Consider the following 22,959-nt stretch of genomic DNA (forward strand, 5'->3'; position numbering starts at 1 on the left):
AACTTTGAAAAATACAAGTACATCATGAAATTAAACATCCAAAATACATTTATAAATGAATTACCTGCCGATGAAAATATAGAGAATTCAATTCGCCAAGTAGACAATGCTTGTTTTTCATTTGTAAATCCTACCAAAACAAAAGCACCTCAACTACTTCATGTCGTTAAAGAAGTGGCTGATGAAATTGGGTTAACCGAAAAAGACATTCAATCAGAAGATTTTTTGAATATTTTTACTGGAAATGAAATTTATCCTGAAACAAAACCGTTTGCTATGGCTTATGCCGGACATCAATTTGGAAATTGGGCGGTACAATTAGGCGATGGGAGAGCCATTGCACTTTTTGAAGTAATGTACAATTCAAAACAGTGGATGTTGCAATTAAAAGGTGCTGGGAAAACACCTTATTCTCGTCGTGGCGATGGATTAGCGGTTCTTCGTTCTTCGATTAGAGAACATTTATGTAGTGAAGCCATGTTTTATTTGGGCGTACCCACTACTCGATCGCTTTCTTTAGCTTTAACTGGCGATGATGTTTTGCGTGATGTTATGTATAATGGAAATGCTGCTTATGAAAAAGGAGCTGTTGTTTGTAGAATGGCACCGAGTTTTATCCGTTTTGGAAACTTTGAATTATTTGCTGCTAAAAATGATGTGAAAAACCTTCAAATTTTAGCCGATTATACCATAAAACATCATTTTCCAGAAATTAAAGCAGAAGGAAAAGAAAAATACATTGCATTTTTTAAAACCATTACCAACACTACCAAAGAAATGATTCTGCATTGGCAACGTGTTGGTTTTGTGCATGGCGTTATGAATACCGATAACATGTCGGTTCATGGAATAACAATTGATTACGGACCTTACGGTTGGCTGGAAGATTATAACCCAAATTGGACTCCTAATACTACCGATGCAGAAAATCGTCGTTATCGTTTTGGGAACCAACCCAATATTGCGCTTTGGAATTTACTACAATTAGCCAATGCATTATATCCGTTGATTGAAGATGTAAAACCGTTGGAAATCATTTTGGAAGCGTATTCTAATGAATTTCAAGAGGATTTTTATAAAATGATGAGTACTAAATTAGGCTTTGAAAACCTAAAAGAAAACGACGCATCTATAATTGATCAATTACTGGCTGTTTTAAAAGAAACAGAAACCGATATGACTATTTTCTACCGAAATTTAAGTACGATTTCAAAAACAGATTCACCTGAGCAAGCTTTAGAAAAAATTAATACTGCTTTTTATAAAATTGAAGAAGTAAAAGAACGTGTAGAAGAAACCTGGTTGTATTGGTTTACCCAATATTTAAATCGTTTGCAAGAAGAAGAAATTTCAGATGAACAACGAAAAGTAAAAATGAATTTGGTGAACCCAAAGTATGTATTGCGTAATTACATGGCGCAATTGGCTATTGATGCCGCCGATAAAGAAGATTACAGTTTAATTGATGAATTATATACTTTATTGCAAAATCCTTATGATGAACAACCCAAAATGGAAAAATGGTTTGCCAAAAGACCTGATTGGGCGAGAGTAAAAATTGGGTGTTCGATGTTGAGTTGTAGTTCTTAAAAAAGCAAATTCTAAAATATCTGCTTTTTTAAGAACTACTTATTATTATTTTTTAGAATCGTTAAACTTTTCAATTTCTTGTTTTGTTTTTTTTGATACTTATTTTTATAAAAAACAAATACTGCAATGGCTACTAAGAAATTAATTGGGTTTGACATCTACTTATTTTTTTGGATTAAATTTTGTGTATTTATCCAACCAAACTTCTTTAATAATATATGCCGAAAACTTATGATCTAAAGTAGTATAAACTCTTATTTCGGAATATTCGTTCAATTTAGAATACTTTGCCTTAAACCTATAAATATAACTTTCTTTGTAATATTGCGTTTTAGCTATTTTAAGTTCCGTTAAATTACCAAATCTCTCATTGATTTCCTCACACGTTTTTCGTTCTTCTTCTTCATTCCATTCCCTCACTAACCAAGGAGTTGCAATATCTTTAGTTATTGGCACATATTTGCCTGTCATACAACTTTCAAACTGAGTCTTAGCAAAATCTGTTGCTCTTTGTATGTAAATTGGATCTAAAGTAGATGGTATTGCTTCACTTTTTTTTGAAGCACAACCAATAAAAAAAATCGTTATAACTAAAATTAAAAAATACTTATTCATTATATACCTGCAATAGCCTTGATTTCACTTACAAAACGTTCCGCTAAAACATCAGCTTCTTGTTGGGTTGGTGCTTCTGTATAAATACGAATAATTGGTTCAGTATTGGATTTGCGTAAATGCACCCATTCTGTTGGGAAATCAATTTTCACACCGTCAATAGTAGTAATATCTTCGTTTCCGTATTTCTCCGTCATAACTTTTAAAATAGCATCCACATCAATTTGAGGCGTTAATTCAATTTTATTTTTACTCATGAAATATTGCGGGTAACTTGCTCTTAATTGGGCAACTGTTATGTCTAAACTAGCCAAATGCGTTAAAAACAAAGCAACTCCCACTAAACTATCTCTTCCGTAATGACTTTCTGGATAAATAATTCCGCCGTTTCCTTCGCCTCCAATAATTGCATTGGTTTCTTTCATTAAGGTAACCACATTTACTTCACCTACAGCGCTGGCTTGGTATTTACCACCGTGTTTTTCAGTAATATCGCGTAAAGCACGAGAAGAAGACATGTTAGAAACCGTATTCCCGGGCGTTTTACTCAATACATAATCGGCACAAGCCACCAACGTATATTCTTCGCCAAACATTTCGCCATCGTTAGAAATAAAAGCCAATCTATCCACATCTGGATCAACAACAATTCCAAAATCGGCTTTTTCTTCTACAACCAACTTACAAATATCGCCTAAATGTTCTTTTAAAGGCTCTGGATTGTGCGGAAAATGTCCGTTTGGCGTACAATACAATTCTACAACCTCAACGCCCATTTGTTCCAATAACTTTGGAATAATAATTCCTCCCGAAGAATTTACACCATCCACAACTACTTTAAACTTACGTTTTGCAACCGTATCAGCATCAACCAAGGGTAAATTTAAAACCTCATCGATATGAATATCCATGTACGCATTGTTTTCGGTAACTTCACCTAAAGAATCAACATCTGAAAAGTCAAACGCTTCTGCTTCGGCAATTTCTAAAATCTTAGCACCATCGTCTCCATTTAAAAATTCACCTTTGGCATTCAATAACTTTAACGCATTCCATTGTTTTGGATTGTGCGAAGCGGTAAGAATAATTCCACCATCAGCTTTTTCTAAAGGAACCGCAATTTCAACCGTTGGTGTAGTTGACAAACCTAAATCGATTACATTTATTCCTAAACCAACTAATGTATTTTGAACTAAATTATGAATCATTGGTCCCGAAATACGCGCATCACGACCAATTACAACTGTTAGTTTTTCTTTGTTAGAATTTTGTTTCAAGAACGTTCCATAAGCCGAAGCAAATTTAACTGCATCCACTGGCGTAAGGTTATCCCCTACTTTTCCACCTATAGTTCCACGAATTCCTGATATTGATTTTATTAATGTCATTTTTTTAGTTTCAAAGTTATTGAGTTACAAAGTTTCAAAGTCAAATGCTTAAAACTTGAAACAAATATAATTAATCTAATAGAGTTTCGAAATTTTAATTCACAAACAATTGCCCTATATTTACAAAAACTAAGACACTTGTAAATTTGTAACCAAAAAAATAATGAACTTCCTCGCCCATATTTTTCTTTCTGGTAATAACGATTTAATTAAGATTGGAAACTTCATGGCCGATGGTATTCGTGGAAATGATTATTTAGAGTATCCTGAAGAAATTCAAAAAGGAATTATTTTACATAGAGCCATTGATACTTTTACAGATGCTCATTCTATTTGGCGACAAAGTAAGCATAGATTACATGAACGATACGGACATTATTCGGGGGTGATTATCGATATCTTGTACGATCATTTTTTAGCTAAAAATTGGAATACTTATTCTAATGAAAATTTAGAAGATTATGTAAATCGTTTTTATCAATCACTAAAAGATAACTATGAAATTTTAAGTCCGAAAACAAAAAAACTAATGCCTTACATGATTGAAAGTAATTGGTTAGTTTGTTATGCTTCTATAGCAGGAATTGAACGAATTCTTTTTCAAATGGATTATAGAACCAAACACAGAGCACATATGCATAATGCTGTGCAAGAATTACAAGAATTTTACACTGAATTTGAAGAAGAGTTTACTTTATTTTTTGAAGATTTAATTGAAATGGTTGAAGATTTTAATACTAAACATTAGTATAACTTTTAATTAAAAAGTAACTTCGCAAAAATCAAATTTTATTCCAAAATGCCAGAAAAAAAAGGGAGCACTTTTTTTCGATTTATAACAAAACTATTCAAACGTTTAGAGCGATTTATTTTTGTATTAAAAACCATGTTGACACCTAGGCAATTTATTTATTTATCTTGCATTTTGGTTGGAATTTCTTCTGCTTTAGCAGTGATTTTCTTAAAAACATTTGCGCATTGGGTTTATACATCAGCACAATATTTAGATGGTTATTTACATTTACCCTATAGCAATAGTTTAATACCTGTTATTGGAATTGTTCTAACTGTTTTTGTAGTAGCAAAATTTTTAGACGGAAGCATTCAAAAAGGAACTTCTCACATTATGTACGCCGTTGCTAAAAACGGAGGAATACTTCCTAAAAAGCAAATGTATTCTCAAATTTTAACCAGTTCGCTTACGGTTGGACTTGGTGGAAGTGCAGGTTTAGAATCTCCAATTACAATAACTGGTGCTGCATTTGGAAGTAATTATGCTCAAAATTACCGCTTAAATTATAAAGACAGAAGTCTTTTATTAGCTTGTGGAGTTTCATCTGGCATTGCAGCTGCTTTTAATGCACCTATTGCTGGTGTGCTTTTCGCCATTGAAGTTGTTTTAGCGGAAATAAGTATAACCGCCTTTATTCCTATCATGATTAGTGCTGCAACTGGCGCTTTAATTTCAACTATTTTATTAAATGAAGACATATTACTTTCATTTAAAAATGTAAAAGAATTCGATTATCATAATATCCATTTTTATATTGTTTTAGGGCTACTTTCAGGATTAGTATCCATTTATTACGCAAGAATATTTAGAAAATTAGAACATTTTTTTAGTAATAGCAAATTAGGAACTTACCGAAAAGCTTTATTTGGAGCCAGTTTACTGGCCATTTTAATATTTCTTTTCCCAACATTATTTGGTGAAGGATATCTTAGTATAAAAACTATAGCCAATAATCATCCTGAAAAAATATTAGAAAACACACTTCTTGCAAATTTTAAAGACTCTAAATGGGTTCTTTTATTGTTTGTAGGAATTACAATGCTTGCCAAAGTTTTTGCAACCGGACTAACCATAGGTTCTGGTGGAAACGGAGGAAATTTCGCTCCTTCTCTATTTGTAGGTTCTTATTTAGGCTTTGTTTTAGCTTACTTTGTAAACCTAACTGGACTTTCAAAACTTCCTGTAACTAATTTTACTTTAGTAGGAATGGCAGGAATTTTAAGTGGATTATTTCACGCACCGCTAACAGCTATTTTTCTTATTGCAGAAATTACAAGTGGTTATGAGTTAATGGTTCCGTTAATGATTGTTTCCTCTGTAAGTTATGCGCTATCAAAACGTTTTGAACCTTATTCATTTGACATTAAGCATTTAGCCGATAAAGGAGAAGTTTTTACCAACAATAAAGATAAAAATATATTAACCACTTTAGAACTTTCTAAATTAGTACAAAGAGACTACAAGTCTGTTTCTAATTCAAATAATTTAGTGGAATTAGTGGAAGTGATTAAAACATCAGACGAAGGTGTTTTTCCTGTACTTAATGACAAAAGTGAATTAGAAGGAATTCTTTATTTGGATAATATTCGTAATTATATTTTTACTCCTTTTAAGATAAAATATACTACTATTGCTGAAATAATGGAACAACCTAAAGAAATTGTTTTTTATGATGAAACCATGGAAACAGTAATGATTAAGTTCGAAAAAAGCGGTTTACCTTTTCTTCCTGTGCTTCAAAAAGGAAAACTAATAGGAATCATTTCTAAACAATTTGTTTTAGAAAAATACCGTGAAAAACTAAAAGAAATGATAATTGAATAAATACATAAAATATGCAACCTATAAATACTAAAGATTTTAAATTTTCAATGCCGTTAAACATTCGTTGGAATGACCTTGACCCATTAAATCATGTAAACAACGTATACTATTTTGAATATTTTCAAATAGGTCGTGGGTATTATATGCCAACCGCTTGCCCAAAGTGGGATTGGACAAAAAACATGTTTGTAATTGCACATATAGAATGTGATTATTTTAAAGAATTACAGATTACTGCTATTCAACCAACTATTAAAATAAGAACTTCTGCATTAGGTTCTAAAAGTTTTGATATTGAGTATTTAATTACAAGTTTAGATAAAGATAATAACGAAATTATTCACGCTAAAGGAATGAGTACTCAAGTTTTAATTGATATTTCAATAAAAAAATCTATTGAAATTACCGATTGGTTACGCCAATCAATTCTAAGCTATGAACCAGCATTGAAAGCTTAATCGTTTTATTTTATTAACAGAATATTCTATTTCAGTGCATTAGCAAATCTACACATTAAATTGTATTTTTGCATTTTGTAAAAAACTATGTTAAATACAGACGATACAATAGAAATTATTGGCGCTCGCGTTCATAATTTAAAAAATATAGATGTTACCATTCCAAGAGAAAAACTAGTTGTTATTACTGGTTTATCTGGTTCTGGAAAATCTTCACTTGCTTTTGATACTATCTATGCCGAAGGTCAACGTCGTTATATAGAAACTTTTTCTGCTTATGCACGTCAGTTTTTAGGCGGTTTAGAACGACCAGATGTTGATAAAATTGATGGACTTTCTCCTGTTATTGCCATTGAGCAAAAAACAACGAGTAAAAGTCCGCGTTCTACTGTGGGTACCATTACAGAAATTTACGATTTCTTGCGTTTATTATATGCTAGAGCTGGTGAAGCTTTCAGTTATAATTCTGGCGAAAAAATGGTTTCCTATTCTGATGAACAAATCAAAGAGTTAATACTCGAAAACTTCAACGGAAAACGCATTAACATTTTAGCTCCAGCGGTTCGTTCTAGAAAAGGACACTACCGTGAATTATTTGAGCAAATTGCAAAACAAGGTTTTCTAAAAGTTAGAATAGACGGAGTTATAACTGATTTGACTTACGGAATGAAGGTAGATCGTTACAAAACGCACGATATAGAAATTGTTATTGATAGAATGGCAATTGATATGAGCGAAGATACAGATAAACGTTTAAATGAAAGCATTAAAACGGCAATGTATCATGGTGATGATGTAATGATGATTATAGAACAAGAAACGCAAGAAGTTCGTTTTTTTAGTCGAAATTTAATGTGTCCAACTTCTGGAATTTCCTATCCAAATCCAGAACCAAATAATTTCTCATTCAATTCTCCAAAAGGGGCTTGTAGTAATTGTAACGGTCTTGGAACGGTTAATGAAATTAATCTACAAAAGATTATTCCTAACGGAAAATTATCCATAAAAAATGGTGGTTTTGCTCCATTAGGCGAAGCTAAAAACACATGGATTTTTAAACAATTGGAACTCATAGCTCATAAATATGAGTTTAAATTAACCGACCCTGTTGAAACCATTCCTCAAGAAGCAATGAACATCATTTTATATGGTGGAAATGAAAAGTTTTCTGTAGTTTCAAAAGTGATGGGAATTACAAAAGATTATAAAATAGATTTTGAAGGAATTTCTAACTTCATCAAAAATCAGTATGACGAAAGTGGTTCTGCATCTATAAAAAGATGGGCAAAAGAATTCATGGACGAATATACCTGTAGTGAATGTAACGGCTCTCGATTACGAAAAGAAGCATTATATTTTAAACTTGATGATAAAAATATTGGTGATTTAGCACATATGGATATTTCTGAATTATCGATGTGGATTAAAAGTTTACCAAAAAATCTTTCAGAAAAACAAAATGCAATTGCAGTTGAAGTGATCAAAGAAATTGAAACTCGCTTGCAATTTCTATTAGATGTAGGTTTAGATTATTTATCATTAAACAGAAGTTCTAAATCGCTTTCTGGTGGTGAAGCACAACGTATTCGTTTAGCAACACAAATTGGGTCGCAATTAGTTGGTGTTTTATACATATTGGATGAACCGAGTATTGGTTTACACCAAAGAGACAACGAAAGATTAATAAAATCGTTAGAAAACTTACGTGATATAGGAAATTCAGTTATTGTTGTAGAACATGACAAAGACATGATTGAACGTGCCGATTATGTAATTGATATTGGACCAAAAGCAGGTCGTTTTGGAGGAAAAATAATTAGCGAAGGAACACCAAAAGAAATGTTACTGGGTAATACCATTACTGCACAATACATGAACGGTAAAATGAAAATTGAAGTTCCTAAAGAACGTAGAGTTGGTAATGGAAAAACCTTAAAACTTTCAGGAGCAACTGGTAATAACTTAAAAAACGTTACAGTTGAATTTCCTTTAGGACAACTAATTTGTGTTACTGGAGTTTCAGGAAGTGGAAAATCTACTTTAATTAACGAAACCCTATATCCTATTTTAAATGCACATTTTTTCAATGCAGTAAAAAAACCACAACCTTATAAGAAAATTGAAGGTTTAGAGCATATTGATAAAGTAATTGCAATTGACCAAAGTCCGATTGGAAGAACACCACGTAGTAATCCTGCAACGTATACCGATGTTTTTTCTGAAATAAGAAAACTATATACCATGACGCCAGAAGCGATGATTCGCGGGTATAAACCGGGTCGTTTTAGTTTTAATGTAAAAGGTGGCCGTTGCGAAACTTGCGAAGGTTCTGGAGTTCGTACAATTGAAATGAGTTTCTTACCAGATGTTTATGTAGAATGTGAAACTTGTCAAGGAAAACGTTTTAACAGAGAAACATTAGAAATTAGATACAAAGGAAAATCAATTTCTGATGTATTGAATATGACTATGGATGAAGGTGTTGATTTCTTTGAAAATATTCCTAAAATTCACCGTAAGCTAAAAACCATACAAGATGTAGGTTTAGGTTACATAACGCTTGGACAACAAAGTACAACCCTTTCTGGTGGTGAAGCACAACGTATAAAGTTAGCATCTGAACTTTCTAAAAAAGATACTGGAAACACATTTTATATTTTAGATGAACCGACAACTGGACTACATTTTGAAGACATACGTGTATTAATGGATGTTATAAACATACTTGTTGATAGAGGAAATACAGTATTAATAATAGAACATAATTTAGATGTTGTTAAACTTGCCGATTATATTATTGATATTGGTTATGAAGGTGGTAAAGGCGGTGGGCAATTAGTAGCTAAAGGAACACCCGAAGAAATTATAAAAAATAAAAAAAGCTATACTGCTCAATTTTTGAAAAAAGAATTATCTTAGCAGGCTTGTTTAATTTTAAAAAGAAAAGAATATGGCTTTAGAGCAATACGAAAACGACGATCACAGAATACAAGAAAAGTTTAAACAAAAAACTTGGAACGAAATACGTACAAATGATTCATGGGCGATTTTTAAAATCATGTCAGAATTTGTTAACGGATATGAAGCAATGGGTAAAATTGGCCCGTGTGTTTCTATATTTGGTTCAGCAAGAACAAAACCAGACGAAGAAACGTATTTATTAGCAGAAAAAATTGCTTATAAAATTAGTAAAGGTGGTTATGGAGTAATTACTGGCGGTGGTCCTGGAATAATGGAAGCGGGTAACAAAGGTGCTCATTTTGGTGGAGGAACTTCTGTAGGTTTAAACATTGAATTACCATTTGAACAACACTTTAACCCTTATATTGATAGAGATAAAAACTTAAACTTTGACTACTTTTTCGTAAGAAAAGTAATGTTTGTAAAATATTCTCAAGGTTTTGTTGTAATGCCAGGTGGTTTTGGAACATTAGATGAAATGTTTGAAGCAATTACATTAATACAAACTAAGAAAATTGCAAAATTCCCTATTATTTTAGTAGGAACTAGCTTCTGGTCTGGATTAATTGATTGGGTAAAAGCAGTTTTAGTTGAAAAATACAAAACAGTAAGCCCTGGAGATTTAGACTTATTTACAATAGTAGATAATGAAGACCAAGTGCTTGAAGCGTTAGATAATTTCTATAAAAAATATAATTTATCTCCTAATTTCTAATAAAAAAGGCTCAACTTAAATTGAGCCTTTTTTATTTTTATATCTTAAAGCGGTACGTCTAAGTCCACAGAAAGTGTATCGTCATTTTTCTTATCAACAACTTCCTTTTCTTGTTTATTAAAAATCAACCCAACCATCATAAACAAAGCCGACAAGACAATTACTTGAATAATCAACGCCTTACTTACAAAAGGAATTCTATTGGCTTCAGGAATACTTAAAAACAGTAATATCGTTATTAATCCTCTTGGTGCAATAAATAATAATGGCATTAATTTTACTTTAAAGAATGCTAATTGCATTGCTCTAATTAAATAAATCAATACAATAATACCTAATGCTATTCCGAATGTTTCTGGGTTTAAAACATCTTCAGTTTTCATTAAAAAGCCAAATAACAAAAAGAAAAGAGAACGTATTAAAAAAGCCGCTTCAGTAATTAATTCTTTAAACTTTTGCACCTCTTTATCTAAAGCCTTAGGTTTTAATTTATGAATCCATTCAAATTTATCTAATTCATCAAAGTTTTCCATTATTAAACCAAAAAACATAATAAAAATTAAAGCTGGTAAATGATAAACTTCAGAAACAGCAAAAATTAAAATAATTAATAAAGCTATAGGTGCAAATTTTACATGGTGATCAATTTTACTTAATAAAAAAGCCAAAAATGCTGTTGCTATAAAAGATATTCCTATCATTATTAAGATTTGTAATCCAAAATGCATAACCGAATTAAAATCAATTACTGCATTTAAAACAATAAAATTAAAGAATAAAACACCTATAATATCAGATAAACTACTTTCATATATGGCAAATTCTTTATTAAATGAGTTTAAATGACCAACACTTGATATTGCTATTGCACTACTTATAATACATAATGGTATTGCATTTATTAATCCGTCTTTAAAACTAACTTCTAAAATATAACTAAAAGCAAAAGCAATAATAAATGCAGTAATTATCAAAGGAACAATTGCTGTTATAAATGTTTTATTTACGAATGGAAGTTTTTCTTTATTTAACTTTAACTCTAACGAACCTTCTAAAACGATAAGTACTAAACCAACCGAACCTAAAATAGGCAATAAAGGGTTTAAATCTGGAATAACAATATGAAAAACATCAGAAGCCTGTTTTACAAACCAACCCAAAATTAGAAGTAAAATTACTGACGGAATTTTTGTTTTAGATGATGAAATTGTAAAAATGTATGCTAAAAGCAACAACGTACAAATAGTAATTATAATAACAAAATTCATATATTTTTTTTAGCAAGATAAAAATAGTTTTGGAAATTAAACCATTTAAAAAAAAGTTTTTTCTAAATTTGACCTAACATTTTAAACTCATGATAAACCCTTCAATTAATGGTTGGATAGAAAAATTTTTTGTCGAAAATGACTTAAATTTTATCGACTATTCAAATGATTATAATACATTTTATTCAGATATTAGACAATCTGGGTTTATTTATGGCCATGTTGTTTCTTTAAATTTAAAAACTCCAATTGACTTAAAAGGTTTATCTCATGATGAAGTTACCAAAATAGCTTTACTTAACTCAATGTTTTCTATTTATAGAATTGTGAAGCAAAACAAAATTAAAGAAGATTTTATAACACAAATTAATCTTTTTTATAAAAAAATTCAACATGAAAATTACAACTTTCTTAATAAGTTATTACCTTCTGGAAGTCAGGTTTCTATTCTAGAAAGCAATTTAAATGACCGAATTCAGACTAATAATAATATTATAAGTAAGAATTTTTCGCATATAATTACAAATGCCTTATTGTTTTTAGATGTTTTAGCCTTTCATGAATATTTAGTTAAAAAAGATTTAAGTACAAAGTACTTAAAGGAGTTTGAACTAAATTGTATAAAAGTAGTATCATTGGCCTTTTCAATTAAAAAAGTAAAATCTAATTATGATGAATTATTAATTAAACTGTTTGAAAACTCACTTCGTTATACTAAATTTAAAAGTGTTGGCAATTTGCAGTTAGAAACCATTCCATTAGAGAAATATGATTTTGAAATTGAAAAATTATATTTATTAGATTTAGCTCAAATGGCACTTTGGAGTGATGAGCTTTTAGAAATTGACGAAAATATTTTTTTAAATAAATTAGCTTTAAAACTTAATGTTCCTTTAAATAATCTAATTGAAAGTACAACTACAATTAATATTTTTATAAAAGAATATAAAAATGAAATTCCGTTTTTCAACTATTCAAATCCGGTGAAACATTTTTATGATCAAACTAATAATACAGTTACAAAGTTAATAACACGAAATAAAAAAAGACTTACAAAAGAAATTATTGAAAGTAAAGAATTAATGATTTTATTGGCTCAGTCTACAACTCGAGAATTAGATTCTGATGAAAAAAAGAAAGTAAAAAAACAATTATTAGACATCTGCAAATCGGTGCCATCGCTAACTATTTTTTTACTTCCTGGTGGTGGAATACTTTTACCTATTTTAATAAAATATATTCCTCAATTATTACCTTCTGCCTTTAATGAAAATTTAGAAGATTAAAATTTTAATTGATAAACGTTATCTAAATCTTTATCACAACTAAAATTTACACCTAAATCGGTAACATAACCTGAATTTAAACCATAAACCCATCCGTGAATACTTAATTCTTGACCGTTTTTCCATGCAGATTGAACAATAGATGTTTTGGCTAAATCAAATACTTGTTCTTTAACGTTAATCTCTACAAACTTATTAAAACGTTCTGATTCATCAGTTATAGCGTTTAATTCTTCTTTATGAAAACGATAAACATCTTTTATATGACGAACCCAATTGTCTATTATTCCAATAGAACTATTACCCATTGCTGCTTTTACTCCACCACACCCATAATGACCGCATACAATAACATGTTTCACTTTTAAAGCATTAACAGCGTAATCTAATACACTTAACATGTTCATATCACTGTGTACAACCATATTGGCAATGTTTCTATGTACAAAAACTTCACCAGGTTCGGCTCCAATAATTTCATTTGCAGGCACACGACTATCCGAGCAACCAATCCATAACAATGGGGGTTGCTGACCTTCGGCTAAATTGTTAAAATATTCAGGGTTTATTTGAAGTTTTTCATTAACCCATTTTTTATTATTTTCTAATATTTTTTTATAAAAATCGCTCATAAACTTTATTTAGCTCTAATCAAATATAGAATAAAAAAACGCCAAAATAAATATTCTTGACGTTCTTATACTATTTTGATATTAATATTAATGTCTTAAATCAGCTACTGAAAATGAAGGATTTAAATCGTCCTTAATATACATAACTTCATCATAAAAAGTTACTTTTCCGGTTTCAATATCATGCATTGCACCAACAATTCCGATAGAGCCTTCTTCGACCATTTGCTCTAAAACAAAACTTCTTTCGATAATGTTTTTTACACTTCTCTTTACATTAATTGACGAAACATTTTCTACAAAAGTTTCATTTTTTGCATTTCTATTTTCTTTAGTTTCATTTTCTTGGTAAACTGCCGGTTGAATTTTAGATAATAATTCGGTTAAATTACCCATTTCAACATGATCACAAGCACCTTTTACAGCTCCACATTTACTATGTCCTAAAACCACAATTAACTTTGAACCTGCAACTTTACAAGCAAACTCCATACTTCCCAAAATATCTGTATTTACAATATTTCCGGCAATTCGAACAGAAAAAATATCTCCTAATCCTTGATCGAAAATTAATTCTGCTGAAGTTCTACTATCAATACAACTTAAAATGGTAGCAAATGGCCATTGACCTTCAATAGTATCATTTACTTGTTCTAATAAATTTCTATGTGCTTTTAGGTTATTTATAAATCTATTATTTCCTTCAGTTAATAATTCTAATGCTTTTCTAGGCGTGATTTTATCTTGTAATTCTTTATTTAATGTTTTCATAATTATTTATTATAAATTATTTAGTTATTGGTAGTAATTTGAAAAATTCAATATAACTTGGTGGGTTATCAATTATTCCACGTTCAGAAATTAACTTAATATTTATATTTCTTGCTTTAGCCTTAATTGCAAAATCTTCTAAAATTTCAATAATATCATTATCTAAATATCTCGTTTTTCTAACATCTAATTCTAAAAAAGAATCATGCGGAAGTTGTTCTAATTCATTTAAGATTGCTCCTTTATTAAAAAAAGTTACTTCTTCTGCTAAAGTCATTTTCATTTTATTATTTCCATTACTTGCTTCTTCTTTATGCAAAAAATGAGAATTTTGAAAACTTTTTATAAGTATGATTACAATACCAACAGCCAGTCCAAGTGCAATCCCTTTTAACAAATCTGTAAATACAATTCCAGTAACCGTAACTATAAATGGCAAAAATTGTTTCCAACCTAAATTATACATTGTTATAAACAAAGCAGGTTTTGCTAATTTATATCCTACAATTAATAAAATTGCTGCTAAAACAGATAAAGGAATCATATTTAATAATTTTGGTATTATTATAACCGAAATTAAAAGTAACAATCCATGAAATATAGCTGATAATTTACTTTTTCCACCAGATTGAATATTTGCAGAACTTCTTACAATTACTTGTGTTATAGGTAACCCACCTATTAAACCTGATAATATATTTCCTGCTCCTTGAGCATATAACTCTCTATTTGTAGGTGTAACGTTTTTATCTGGATCTAATTTATCAGTAGCTTCTACACATAATAGTGTTTCTAAACTTGCTACTAATGCTATAGTAAATGCCACAACCCAAACATCAACATTTGTAATTGCTCCAAAATTTGGAAAACTAAATTGTCCTAAAAAAGAATTAAAACTGTCTGGTACAGGAACACTTACTAAATGAGAAGCAGAAATACCTAATGTGCTATTATCTTTAGTTGCTGCATAAAAAATAATTCCTAATACAACTGCAACTAATGGTCCTTGAATAACATGAAATACTTTCCCTTTTTTTGATAAAACTTTATCCCAAAGAAGTAAAATCCCTAGACCAATAATACCCATTACTAATGAACCAAGTATAATGTGATCTGAAATATGAGCAATTGCAGAAAAAGTATTTTCACCTGATTTTTCGATAAAACTATCAGCTCCTTCAGCCTCAGAGTCGTAACCAAAAAAGTGCGGTATTTGTTTAAGAATAATTATAATTCCAATACCTGTTAACATCCCTTTTATTACTGATGAAGGAAAATAATACCCTATTATTCCCGCTTTTAAAAAGCCTAAAACTATTTGAATAACTCCCCCTAATACAACAGCTAATAAAAAATTTTCAAAACCGCCTAAAGAACCTATAGCAGTTAATACAATTGCAGCTAAACCTGCTGCTGGACCACTCACTCCAATTTTAGAGCCACTTAAAGCTCCAACAACAACTCCTCCAATAATACCTGCAATTAAACCTGAAAATAGTGGTGCACCACTTGCTAAAGCAATACCAAGACATAATGGTAATGCAACGAAAAATACAACTATACTTGCTGGTAAGTCGTTTTTTAATGTTTTAAACATATTTTTTTTTTTGAATTATATATATTTTTATGCTTCAACTCAATGAAGCCCTAGAAAATTTATACTAATTCAGGCGGAGGTAAAAAAATATTAGGTTTGATAGAATCAACTTTTCTATCATTCATTACAGAATATTTTACTTTTTGAACACCTTCATAATCAAGAACAATTGGGAATGAATAAATTGAAGGGATTGACTTAATTTCATTAAAAGCACTATGACTCTCTTCTTCACTCATGTTAAAGAAGTAAGATGTATCAATATCTTTATCAATAGCAGACAAAATAGTTGGTGTCGCTAAAAATAAGACAAATATGAATAATACCATCTTTGAAATTAATCTCATAATGCAAATATACTTTTTTTGTCTTAATAAAGAACTGTAAAATCTAAAATAAAGCATAAAAAACCAACTAAACAGTCAGCTTTTTATGCTTTATTTTTTTTTAACTTTATTGCATCCAAGCTTTTAACATCCAAATTGTTTTTTCTTGTTCGGAAATAAAATCACTCATCATAGAATTGGTACCTTCATCTTCTATTTCTCCAGAATCACTCAAAATTTTTCTTTCAATAACTAATAATTCACTTAATGAATCTAAGATAAGTGAAATTGCAGTTTCATCATTTGAAATATCTTTTCCTACTTTTAGTTGACTATTTGCAATATAGTCTTCAAATGTATGTAACGGAGTTCCACCTAAAGTTAAAATTCTCTCAGCAATTAAATCAATCTTAATTTGTGAATCATTATAAAACTCTTCAAACTTAACATGTAGATCAAAAAAACGTTTTCCCTTAATATTCCAATGCAAACCTCTTAAATTTTGATAATAAACTTGAAAATTTGATAAAAGTATATTTAATTCATTGGTTAACTCTTTAGTTTCTTTGATGGGTAATCCTAATGTATTCTTCATAATAATTCCTTTTTTTAATTATAATCAAATTTACCTAAAAATAAACGTTTTTTTATATAAAAGGAATTGATAGTTTTTATATTTTTATCAAAAAAACTGATACTATGACTATTACGCAATTGCATTATGTTTTAGCGGTAGCTGAATACAAAAATTTTACACTAGCTGCAGAAAAGTGTTTTGTTACACAACCTACTTTAAGTATGCAAATTCAAAAACTAGAAGATGAATTAGATATTTTAATATTTGATAGAAGTAAAAAACCTATACAATTAACAGAAATAGGTGCAAAAATTGTAAATCAAGCTAAAAACATTGTCAATGAAGCAGGAAGAATAAAAGATATAGTTGAACAACAAAAAGGATACATTGGTGGTGAATTTAAAGTGGGTATTATACCTACAGTTATGCCTACCCTTCTTCCTATGTTTTTAAATACATTTATTACTAAATATCCAAAAGTTAATTTAATAATTGAAGAAAATACAACAGAAGACATTATTATAAAACTTAAAAACGGTCATTTAGATTGTGCCATTGCTGCTACACCACTTAATGAAGAAAATTTAAAAGAAATAGTATTATATTATGAACCATTTGTGGCTTATATTCCAAATGCTGTTGAGTTAAATAAAAAAGAAATTGAAATTTCAGATTTAGACTTAGACACAATTTTATTACTTCAAGATGGACATTGTTTTAGAAATAGTATTTTAAATTTATGCAAAAATAATTCATCATTAAACCAAAGTCATTTTCAAATTGAAAGCGGAAGTTTTGAAACTCTTATAAAATTAGCCGATGAAGGTTTAGGTGTTACTTTATTGCCATATTTACACACACAAGATTTAAATGAAGCAAACAAGAGTAAATTACGCGATTTTAAAAACCCAAAACCTGCAAGAGAAGTAAGTTTACTTTATCCAAAAAACGAACTAAAAATACACATAATAGATGCTTTGCGTAATACAATCTCAGGGATTGTAAGAGGAGCAATTGCTTTTAATGATGTAGAAATTATAAGTCCTAAATAAAAAAGGCTCACTTAAAGTGAGCCTTTTTTATTTTAATTAATATAGATTAAACATTGTCTTAATTCGGGTTTTTCTTCCGTAAATTGCAACACCCAATTTCGTAGTTGGTCAATTTCGTATGGTAGTAAAACTTTTAGTGCTTTTTCTAACTCTTTGCAAAAAAGTTTGGGGTCAAAACTTACTCTTTCAAGTATAGATTTTGTATAAGAATACATAGTTCTAGACATACTTTTAATAAAATTTAGGTTAGACTAGGGATAAGAACATATGTAAATGTAATTCTTTTTTTTGATTAAAACTTAAATAATTTTCATAAATTAATATTAAATTTTATCTAATATTTATTACTTAATCTATAAAAAATAACTTCAGAACTACTTATTACAATTATTCTTTAGTACCTCTTAACATTTCTCTTTTTCCAGGAGCACCAGGCAATTTTTCAACTCTAAAACCAGCTTTAAGCATTGCTCTTTTAATAGAACCTCTACAAGCATATGTAACGATAACTCCGTTTTTCAATAATGAATTATACATTGCTTGAAAAATTTCCTCACTCCATAATTCGGGTTGAAGTGTAAACCCAAAAGCATCAAAATAAATTAAGTCGAAGCTTTCAACATCATTAATTTCTTGAAATAACTGTTTTCTCTTTGTAAGGCAAAATTGAGGTGAAATTTCATTTTGAATATTCCATTCTAAATCATGCATCTTCTTAAATACATCTTTTTGAGATTCAGCATTTAATTCTTCAACATAATTAAGTCTTATTATTTCATCTTGAGAAACAGGATAAGCTTCTACTCCAACATAATTAATTTTTTTATACTCCTTTTTTGCTTCTAAATAAGTTATAAAAGCATTTAAACCAGTTCCAAAACCTATTTCAAGAATATTAATTTTTTGTTTGTTGATTAAAGTAAAACCTGCGTTTATAAAAACATGATATGCTTCTTGTATTGCACCATTTTTAGAATGATAACTTTCGTTCCATTCTGGTATAAAAATTGTACTTGAACCGTCGCTCGTAATAACTATTTCTCTTTTCAATACAAACTTAATTTATGTAAAGCTTCTTAATTCTTGGAATTGGTCCGCCACATTTTACTTTATGACATTCTATACAAGCATTAATTCCGTTATTAAAATGCTCTTTTGCATTTTTTGGATCTTTATAAATTAGTTCTTGAGCAATAATAAATTTTGAAGCTTGCTCTTTAAAAAAGGCATCTTTATCGGTATCATCAGTTAAAACTGCTTCATGAATTTTTGTAAAGTGTTGAGGGAATTTTCCAATAGTATCACCTTTAATGATTCTATCTTTTAATCTTTCATTGTCAACATACATTTGTTCCATAAGAGCCGCCATTTCAGACATCTCATACATTTCAAATTCTTCAGAACTAGCAGAATTTTCTGTTTTTTGTTCTCCCAATTCTTCTTTTTTTGTATTACAACTAAAAAAGAAGAATGAAGAAAACAATACTATAAAAATATGTTTCATTATTTAGAAATTAAAACACCATTTGCCATAAATGAATAGGTTGTTTTTGGTGCAACAATACTATCTATAGCCTCCTGAGATTTACCAGCATCTTTTGCATAATGCTTTAAATCATCTATACTTTCAACACTAACAAAAGCTTTACCTTCAACAATAACATCTTTATCTTCTGCATTCATTGGCACAAAAAAAGCGTAATCTTTAAATTTAACAAAAGTAGATTTATCGCCTTCCAAAGCTACATTCATCCAACAACCTTTCTTTTGACAAACATCATTTATTTTTGAAGTAAATTTAACATTTACTGTATCACCTTCTTTTAAAGATTCAAATTTCGCCATCATTTCTGCACTAGAAAGAGCTCCTTCATTTGAAATAGAATCACCAAAAACAGCATAACTATCGGTTAATTTAACTTCTTCCTTTACTTCTTCTTTTTTACCGCAAGAAATTACAAATAATCCTAAGGCAAGTAAACATGTAATTTTTTTCATTTTTTTTTAGTTTTTTTAGATATATCACAAAAATAAAAGAAATACTCTAAATATGAATAAAAATATGTTAATAATATCTTTAAAAAAAGAATTAAGTGTATATCATTACCAACTTAATTTTATTAATTTTGCCATCATAAAGAATCAATTGTTTTTAAGAACATTTAATTCTAATAACACTTAATCATTTTATAATGAATTTACCAGAAATTGTAAATATAGATATTACAAAAGCTCCAATCTCTAAAATTAACCAAGTAGATTTTGATAATTTAACTTTTGGAAATGTTTTTACAGATCATATGCTTGTTTGTGACTATGAAGATGGCGTTTGGAAAAAACCTACTATTGAACCCTATGCTCCTTTTACAATAGATCCTTCTGCTAAAGTTTTTCATTATGGTCAGGCTATTTTTGAAGGAATGAAAGCTTATAAAGATGAATCTGACGATGTATGGCTGTTTAGACCAGATGAAAACTATATTCGTTTTAATAAAAGTGCAAGTCGTATGGCAATGCCAGAAGTTCCTGAAGAAGTTTTTTTAGGTGGATTGAAGCAGTTATTAGAAATTGAAAAAGAATGGGTTAAAAAAGGAAAAGGAAATACATTATACATAAGACCGTTTATGATTGCAACAGGAAGTGGTGTAATTGCCGCTCCTGCGAAATTTTATAGATTCATGATTATACTTTCTCCTGCAAAAGCCTATTATTCTGGAGAAGTAAAAGTATTAATTGCAGAACATTTTAGTAGAGCTGCAAATGGAGGAATTGGTGCTGCAAAAGCTGCTGGTAACTATTCTGCACAGTTTTACCCAACTAAATTAGCAAACGACTTAGGTTTTCAGCAAATTATTTGGACAGATGATGCAACGCACACCAAACTTGAAGAAGCAGGTACAATGAATGTTTTCTTTAGAATTAACGATACATTATTTACAGCTCCTACAAGTGAACGTATTTTAGATGGAATTACTCGAAAAAGCATAATTGATTTAGCTAAAAGAGAAAATATCGATGTTGAAGTTCGTTCAGTATTAGTTTCAGAATTAGTTGAAGCTGCTAAAAACGGAAGTTTAAAAGAAATTTTTGGAGCAGGAACTGCAGCAGTTGTCAATCCAATTGTAGGTTTTTCATATAAAGAAGAATATTTTGAATTACCTAAAATAGAAAATTCATTTGCAACTGAAATAAAAGAAAAACTAACAAATATTCAGTACAAATTAGCTGAAGATACTTTTAACTGGACAGTTAAGATATAATTTATCAAATCATTATAATAAAAAAGCGATTTCAAATTGAAATCGCTTTTTTTTATTTTAAAATTTTTTCAAAATTAGGTTTAAAATAATCTGGTCCTTTCATCACTTTTCCATCTTCTCTATAAATAGGCTTTCCGTTTGCGCCAAGCTTACTCATATTACTATTTTGAATTTCATCAAAAACTTCTTCAATTTTATGTTGTAACCCATGCTCTAAAATAGTTCCGCATAAAATATATAACATATCTCCAAGTGCATCAGCTGTTTCAATAATATCGTTATTTCTAACTGCTTCTAAATATTCTTCATTTTCTTCACGCATTAATTCAAAACGCAAATCATTTTTTTTAGCCCCTAAATCGGCTTTCATTTCGTAACTAACTCCTAAACCAAATGTTTCATGAAACTTTTGAACTGCTTTTAATTGTTTTTGCATAATTATTTCAATTTTAAAAGATAAATATATCTAAATGATTTTTTGAATTCTTATTTTTACAAAAAAAATTATACTTATGTTTTCAACTGGTCAATATTATTTTGCCATCTTTTTTATAATTGCTTTTACCGTAATTATGACTTTTGTATATAGAAAAGATTTGAAAGAATTAAAACAACAATATAAAGGAACTTATTGGATATTATTAGTTTTTTTAACTTTTATCTTGTTATTATTCTTAATAAAATTCTTTTTGAAAGATTAATTTTATATTTTTGAAATAACCATACAACCTATAAATGAAAATCACTAAATATATATTTCTTTTATTCTTATTACTTTCTATTGCCTTTATTGTTTTTGTAGCTACTCAACCTAATGAGTACGAAATTAAACGAGAAAAAATAATTACTACTTCAAAAGAAAATGTATTTGATTATGTTAATGATTTTTCGACTTGGGAAGATTGGTTTAATTTAAAAGATTTTGATCCTAGTACAACTATCGAATACACAACAAAAAATGAAGGTGCAGGTACAGGTTTTTCATGGAAAAGCACCACTTCAAATGGAAAAATTACAACTACAAACTCTTATTTGAAAGACAGTATACATCAGAACTTTTACGTTAATGACGAACTTCATAAAATTGCTTGGGTTTTTACCAAAACATCTAAAGGAACGAGAGTAAATTGGTCAATGAAAGGTAAATTATCTTTCAAATGGAAATTTAATGCCATTCTTAAAAATGGAATGGACGATGTTTATGGTGCTATTTTTGAAAAAGGAATTAACCAAATACAAAAATACCTTATAAGCGAATTAGAAACTATGAAAATTACGCATCAAGGTATTGTTACCAAACATGCTACAAACTTTATTCAGCAAATAGACTCGTGTTCAATTGATGATTTTCAGTTAAAATCTAAAAAAATGTTACAAAACATGATTCAATTTGTTGAAAATAATGAAATTGAATTAAAAGGTTTGCCATTTGTTAGAGTTGATAAAAGAGATGAAAGTTTAAATTACATAAAATTTGCAATGTGTGTTCCGGTTGAAGAAGAAATTTTAACCACTGAAGGAAGTGAAATTTCAGGAAATCATTTTGATGAATTTTTAGCCTTTAAAACTACTTTAACTGGAGATTATAACCACCTTAAAAAAGCTAGAAAAAAGGCAATTGAAGAATTAACAAAGCTTGATTATGTTTTAGACAACAATAATAAATATATTGAAATTTATAAAACAAGTCTACCTAAAGTTAAAAACCCATCGCAATGGGTAACTGAAATTTATTTTCCGGTTAAGAAAAAAGTTTTTAAACCTGTTGTAGTTGCACCTGCAGAAGTTCAACCAAATATTGAGCCTATAGTTGAATAAAAAATTGAATAAAAAAATCCGAAGTTTA

23 protein-coding genes are annotated in these 22,959 nt (G+C 29.3%); 10 read left to right on the forward strand and 13 right to left on the reverse strand.

Annotated features, from left to right (window positions below):
* Window positions 1–21: 21 nt before the first annotated feature.
* A complete protein-coding gene (locus OLM55_RS11395; RefSeq protein WP_413614320.1) occupies window positions 22–1,590 on the forward strand; it encodes a protein adenylyltransferase SelO in 1,569 nt (522 codons plus the stop codon).
* A gap of 162 nt (window positions 1,591–1,752) precedes the next feature.
* Here OLM55_RS11395 and OLM55_RS11400 read toward each other — a convergent pair whose 3' ends face one another.
* The gene (locus OLM55_RS11400) at window positions 1,753–2,205 is read right to left on the reverse strand and encodes a hypothetical protein (RefSeq protein WP_264559029.1); all 453 of its coding nucleotides are present in this window, start codon (window positions 2,203–2,205) and stop codon (window positions 1,753–1,755) included.
* Window positions 2,205–3,593: a phosphoglucosamine mutase gene (glmM, locus tag OLM55_RS11405; protein WP_264559030.1), complete on the reverse strand. Its 1,389-nt coding sequence runs from the start codon at window positions 3,591–3,593 to the stop codon at window positions 2,205–2,207. The genes OLM55_RS11400 and glmM overlap by 1 nt, the downstream gene beginning before the upstream one ends.
* A gap of 163 nt (window positions 3,594–3,756) precedes the next feature.
* On the opposite strand from glmM, the gene OLM55_RS11410 reads away from it, so the two are divergent.
* The 5 genes from OLM55_RS11410 (at window position 3,757) to OLM55_RS11430 (ending at window position 10,344) form a co-directional block, all read left to right on the forward strand.
* A complete protein-coding gene (locus OLM55_RS11410; RefSeq protein ID WP_264559031.1) occupies window positions 3,757–4,341 on the forward strand; it encodes an ACP phosphodiesterase in 585 nt (194 codons plus the stop codon).
* 51 nt (window positions 4,342–4,392) lie between these two features.
* Window positions 4,393–6,210: a chloride channel protein gene (locus tag OLM55_RS11415; RefSeq protein WP_264559032.1), complete on the forward strand. Its 1,818-nt coding sequence runs from the start codon at window positions 4,393–4,395 to the stop codon at window positions 6,208–6,210.
* A gap of 11 nt (window positions 6,211–6,221) precedes the next feature.
* Window positions 6,222–6,668, forward strand: coding sequence for an acyl-CoA thioesterase (locus OLM55_RS11420; protein ID WP_264559033.1), 447 nt, complete (start codon window positions 6,222–6,224; stop codon window positions 6,666–6,668).
* 87 nt (window positions 6,669–6,755) lie between these two features.
* Window positions 6,756–9,587 carry an excinuclease ABC subunit UvrA gene (gene uvrA / locus OLM55_RS11425; RefSeq protein WP_264559034.1) on the forward strand — a complete coding sequence of 944 codons (2,832 nt, stop codon included), beginning with the start codon at window positions 6,756–6,758 and terminating at the stop codon, window positions 9,585–9,587.
* Window positions 9,588–9,618: 31 nt separating this feature from the next.
* Entirely contained in the window at window positions 9,619–10,344 is a 726-nt protein-coding gene (locus OLM55_RS11430; protein ID WP_264559035.1) for a TIGR00730 family Rossman fold protein, read from the forward strand.
* Window positions 10,345–10,388: 44 nt separating this feature from the next.
* Here the strand turns inward: OLM55_RS11430 and OLM55_RS11435 are convergent, their stop codons facing one another.
* Entirely contained in the window at window positions 10,389–11,612 is a 1,224-nt protein-coding gene (locus OLM55_RS11435) for a cation:proton antiporter (protein ID WP_264559036.1), read from the reverse strand.
* An 89-nt stretch (window positions 11,613–11,701) separates the two neighbouring features.
* On the opposite strand from OLM55_RS11435, the gene OLM55_RS11440 reads away from it, so the two are divergent.
* Window positions 11,702–12,898 carry an LETM1-related biofilm-associated protein gene (locus OLM55_RS11440; RefSeq protein ID WP_264559037.1) on the forward strand — a complete coding sequence of 399 codons (1,197 nt, stop codon included), beginning with the start codon at window positions 11,702–11,704 and terminating at the stop codon, window positions 12,896–12,898.
* Here OLM55_RS11440 and can read toward each other — a convergent pair.
* The 5 genes from can to OLM55_RS11465 form a co-directional block, all read right to left on the reverse strand.
* A complete protein-coding gene (gene can, locus OLM55_RS11445; protein ID WP_264559038.1) occupies window positions 12,895–13,530 on the reverse strand; it encodes a carbonate dehydratase in 636 nt (211 codons plus the stop codon). The genes OLM55_RS11440 and can overlap by 4 nt on opposite strands.
* 87 nt (window positions 13,531–13,617) lie before the next feature.
* A complete protein-coding gene (locus OLM55_RS11450) occupies window positions 13,618–14,301 on the reverse strand; it encodes a carbonic anhydrase family protein (protein WP_264559039.1) in 684 nt (227 codons plus the stop codon).
* Between the two features lie 16 nt (window positions 14,302–14,317).
* On the reverse strand, window positions 14,318–15,898 hold the full coding sequence (locus tag OLM55_RS11455; RefSeq protein WP_264559040.1) for a SulP family inorganic anion transporter: 1,581 nt from the start codon (window positions 15,896–15,898) through the stop codon (window positions 14,318–14,320).
* 59 nt (window positions 15,899–15,957) lie between these two features.
* Entirely contained in the window at window positions 15,958–16,245 is a 288-nt protein-coding gene (locus OLM55_RS11460) for a hypothetical protein (RefSeq protein WP_264559041.1), read from the reverse strand.
* 106 nt (window positions 16,246–16,351) lie between these two features.
* Window positions 16,352–16,822 carry a Dps family protein gene (locus OLM55_RS11465; RefSeq protein ID WP_413614321.1) on the reverse strand — a complete coding sequence of 157 codons (471 nt, stop codon included), beginning with the start codon at window positions 16,820–16,822 and terminating at the stop codon, window positions 16,352–16,354.
* Between the two features lie 101 nt (window positions 16,823–16,923).
* Between OLM55_RS11465 and OLM55_RS11470 the strand changes: the two genes are divergently transcribed.
* Window positions 16,924–17,853, forward strand: a complete 930-nt coding sequence (locus OLM55_RS11470) for a LysR substrate-binding domain-containing protein (protein ID WP_264559043.1) — start codon at window positions 16,924–16,926, stop codon at window positions 17,851–17,853.
* A gap of 32 nt (window positions 17,854–17,885) precedes the next feature.
* Here OLM55_RS11470 and OLM55_RS11475 read toward each other — a convergent pair whose 3' ends face one another.
* From OLM55_RS11475 to OLM55_RS11490, 4 genes are all read right to left on the reverse strand, one after another.
* The gene (locus OLM55_RS11475; RefSeq protein WP_264559044.1) at window positions 17,886–18,080 is read right to left on the reverse strand and encodes a hypothetical protein; all 195 of its coding nucleotides are present in this window, start codon (window positions 18,078–18,080) and stop codon (window positions 17,886–17,888) included.
* A gap of 160 nt (window positions 18,081–18,240) precedes the next feature.
* Window positions 18,241–18,903, reverse strand: coding sequence for a tRNA (5-methylaminomethyl-2-thiouridine)(34)-methyltransferase MnmD (mnmD, locus tag OLM55_RS11480; RefSeq protein WP_264559045.1), 663 nt, complete (start codon window positions 18,901–18,903; stop codon window positions 18,241–18,243).
* A gap of 7 nt (window positions 18,904–18,910) precedes the next feature.
* Window positions 18,911–19,357: a hypothetical protein gene (locus OLM55_RS11485; RefSeq protein WP_264559046.1), complete on the reverse strand. Its 447-nt coding sequence runs from the start codon at window positions 19,355–19,357 to the stop codon at window positions 18,911–18,913.
* Window positions 19,357–19,851, reverse strand: a complete 495-nt coding sequence (locus OLM55_RS11490; RefSeq protein ID WP_264559047.1) for a DUF4920 domain-containing protein — start codon at window positions 19,849–19,851, stop codon at window positions 19,357–19,359. The genes OLM55_RS11485 and OLM55_RS11490 overlap by 1 nt, the downstream gene beginning before the upstream one ends.
* A 194-nt stretch (window positions 19,852–20,045) precedes the next feature.
* Here OLM55_RS11490 and OLM55_RS11495 point away from each other — a divergent pair, with 194 nt between their 5' ends.
* Window positions 20,046–21,113 (forward strand): branched-chain amino acid aminotransferase, encoded by a 1,068-nt coding sequence (locus OLM55_RS11495; RefSeq protein ID WP_264559048.1) that lies wholly within the window; start codon window positions 20,046–20,048, stop codon window positions 21,111–21,113.
* A gap of 52 nt (window positions 21,114–21,165) precedes the next feature.
* Here OLM55_RS11495 and OLM55_RS11500 read toward each other — a convergent pair whose 3' ends face one another.
* Window positions 21,166–21,549, reverse strand: coding sequence for a nucleoside triphosphate pyrophosphohydrolase family protein (locus OLM55_RS11500; protein WP_264559049.1), 384 nt, complete (start codon window positions 21,547–21,549; stop codon window positions 21,166–21,168).
* Window positions 21,550–21,848: 299 nt separating this feature from the next.
* Here OLM55_RS11500 and OLM55_RS11510 point away from each other — a divergent pair, with 299 nt between their 5' ends.
* Window positions 21,849–22,931 (forward strand): hypothetical protein, encoded by a 1,083-nt coding sequence (locus OLM55_RS11510; RefSeq protein ID WP_264559051.1) that lies wholly within the window; start codon window positions 21,849–21,851, stop codon window positions 22,929–22,931.
* Window positions 22,932–22,959: the final 28 nt, after the last annotated feature.

It is taken from the genome of Flavobacterium sp. N2270, assembly GCF_025947225.1.
Lineage (GTDB): Bacteria > Bacteroidota > Bacteroidia > Flavobacteriales > Flavobacteriaceae > Flavobacterium.

Bases quoted from the DNA above. Each gene is read 5' to 3' on its own strand.
- OLM55_RS11400 (WP_264559029.1), bottom strand. From the start codon at position 2,205: ATGAATAAGTATTTTTTAATTTTAGTTATAACGATTTTTTTTATTGGT.
- glmM (WP_264559030.1), bottom strand. From the start codon at position 3,593: ATGACATTAATAAAATCAATATCAGGAATTCGTGGAACTATAGGTGGA.
- OLM55_RS11410 (WP_264559031.1), top strand. From the start codon at position 3,757: ATGAACTTCCTCGCCCATATTTTTCTTTCTGGTAATAACGATTTAATT.
- OLM55_RS11415 (WP_264559032.1), top strand. From the start codon at position 4,393: ATGCCAGAAAAAAAAGGGAGCACTTTTTTTCGATTTATAACAAAACTA.
- OLM55_RS11420 (WP_264559033.1), top strand. From the start codon at position 6,222: ATGCAACCTATAAATACTAAAGATTTTAAATTTTCAATGCCGTTAAAC.
- uvrA (WP_264559034.1), top strand. From the start codon at position 6,756: ATGTTAAATACAGACGATACAATAGAAATTATTGGCGCTCGCGTTCAT.
- OLM55_RS11430 (WP_264559035.1), top strand. From the start codon at position 9,619: ATGGCTTTAGAGCAATACGAAAACGACGATCACAGAATACAAGAAAAG.
- OLM55_RS11435 (WP_264559036.1), bottom strand. From the start codon at position 11,612: ATGAATTTTGTTATTATAATTACTATTTGTACGTTGTTGCTTTTAGCA.
- OLM55_RS11440 (WP_264559037.1), top strand. From the start codon at position 11,702: ATGATAAACCCTTCAATTAATGGTTGGATAGAAAAATTTTTTGTCGAA.
- can (WP_264559038.1), bottom strand. From the start codon at position 13,530: ATGAGCGATTTTTATAAAAAAATATTAGAAAATAATAAAAAATGGGTT.
- OLM55_RS11450 (WP_264559039.1), bottom strand. From the start codon at position 14,301: ATGAAAACATTAAATAAAGAATTACAAGATAAAATCACGCCTAGAAAA.
- OLM55_RS11455 (WP_264559040.1), bottom strand. From the start codon at position 15,898: ATGTTTAAAACATTAAAAAACGACTTACCAGCAAGTATAGTTGTATTT.
- OLM55_RS11460 (WP_264559041.1), bottom strand. From the start codon at position 16,245: ATGAGATTAATTTCAAAGATGGTATTATTCATATTTGTCTTATTTTTA.
- OLM55_RS11470 (WP_264559043.1), top strand. From the start codon at position 16,924: ATGACTATTACGCAATTGCATTATGTTTTAGCGGTAGCTGAATACAAA.
- OLM55_RS11475 (WP_264559044.1), bottom strand. From the start codon at position 18,080: ATGTCTAGAACTATGTATTCTTATACAAAATCTATACTTGAAAGAGTA.
- OLM55_RS11485 (WP_264559046.1), bottom strand. From the start codon at position 19,357: ATGAAACATATTTTTATAGTATTGTTTTCTTCATTCTTCTTTTTTAGT.
- OLM55_RS11490 (WP_264559047.1), bottom strand. From the start codon at position 19,851: ATGAAAAAAATTACATGTTTACTTGCCTTAGGATTATTTGTAATTTCT.
- OLM55_RS11495 (WP_264559048.1), top strand. From the start codon at position 20,046: ATGAATTTACCAGAAATTGTAAATATAGATATTACAAAAGCTCCAATC.
- OLM55_RS11500 (WP_264559049.1), bottom strand. From the start codon at position 21,549: ATGCAAAAACAATTAAAAGCAGTTCAAAAGTTTCATGAAACATTTGGT.
- OLM55_RS11510 (WP_264559051.1), top strand. From the start codon at position 21,849: ATGAAAATCACTAAATATATATTTCTTTTATTCTTATTACTTTCTATT.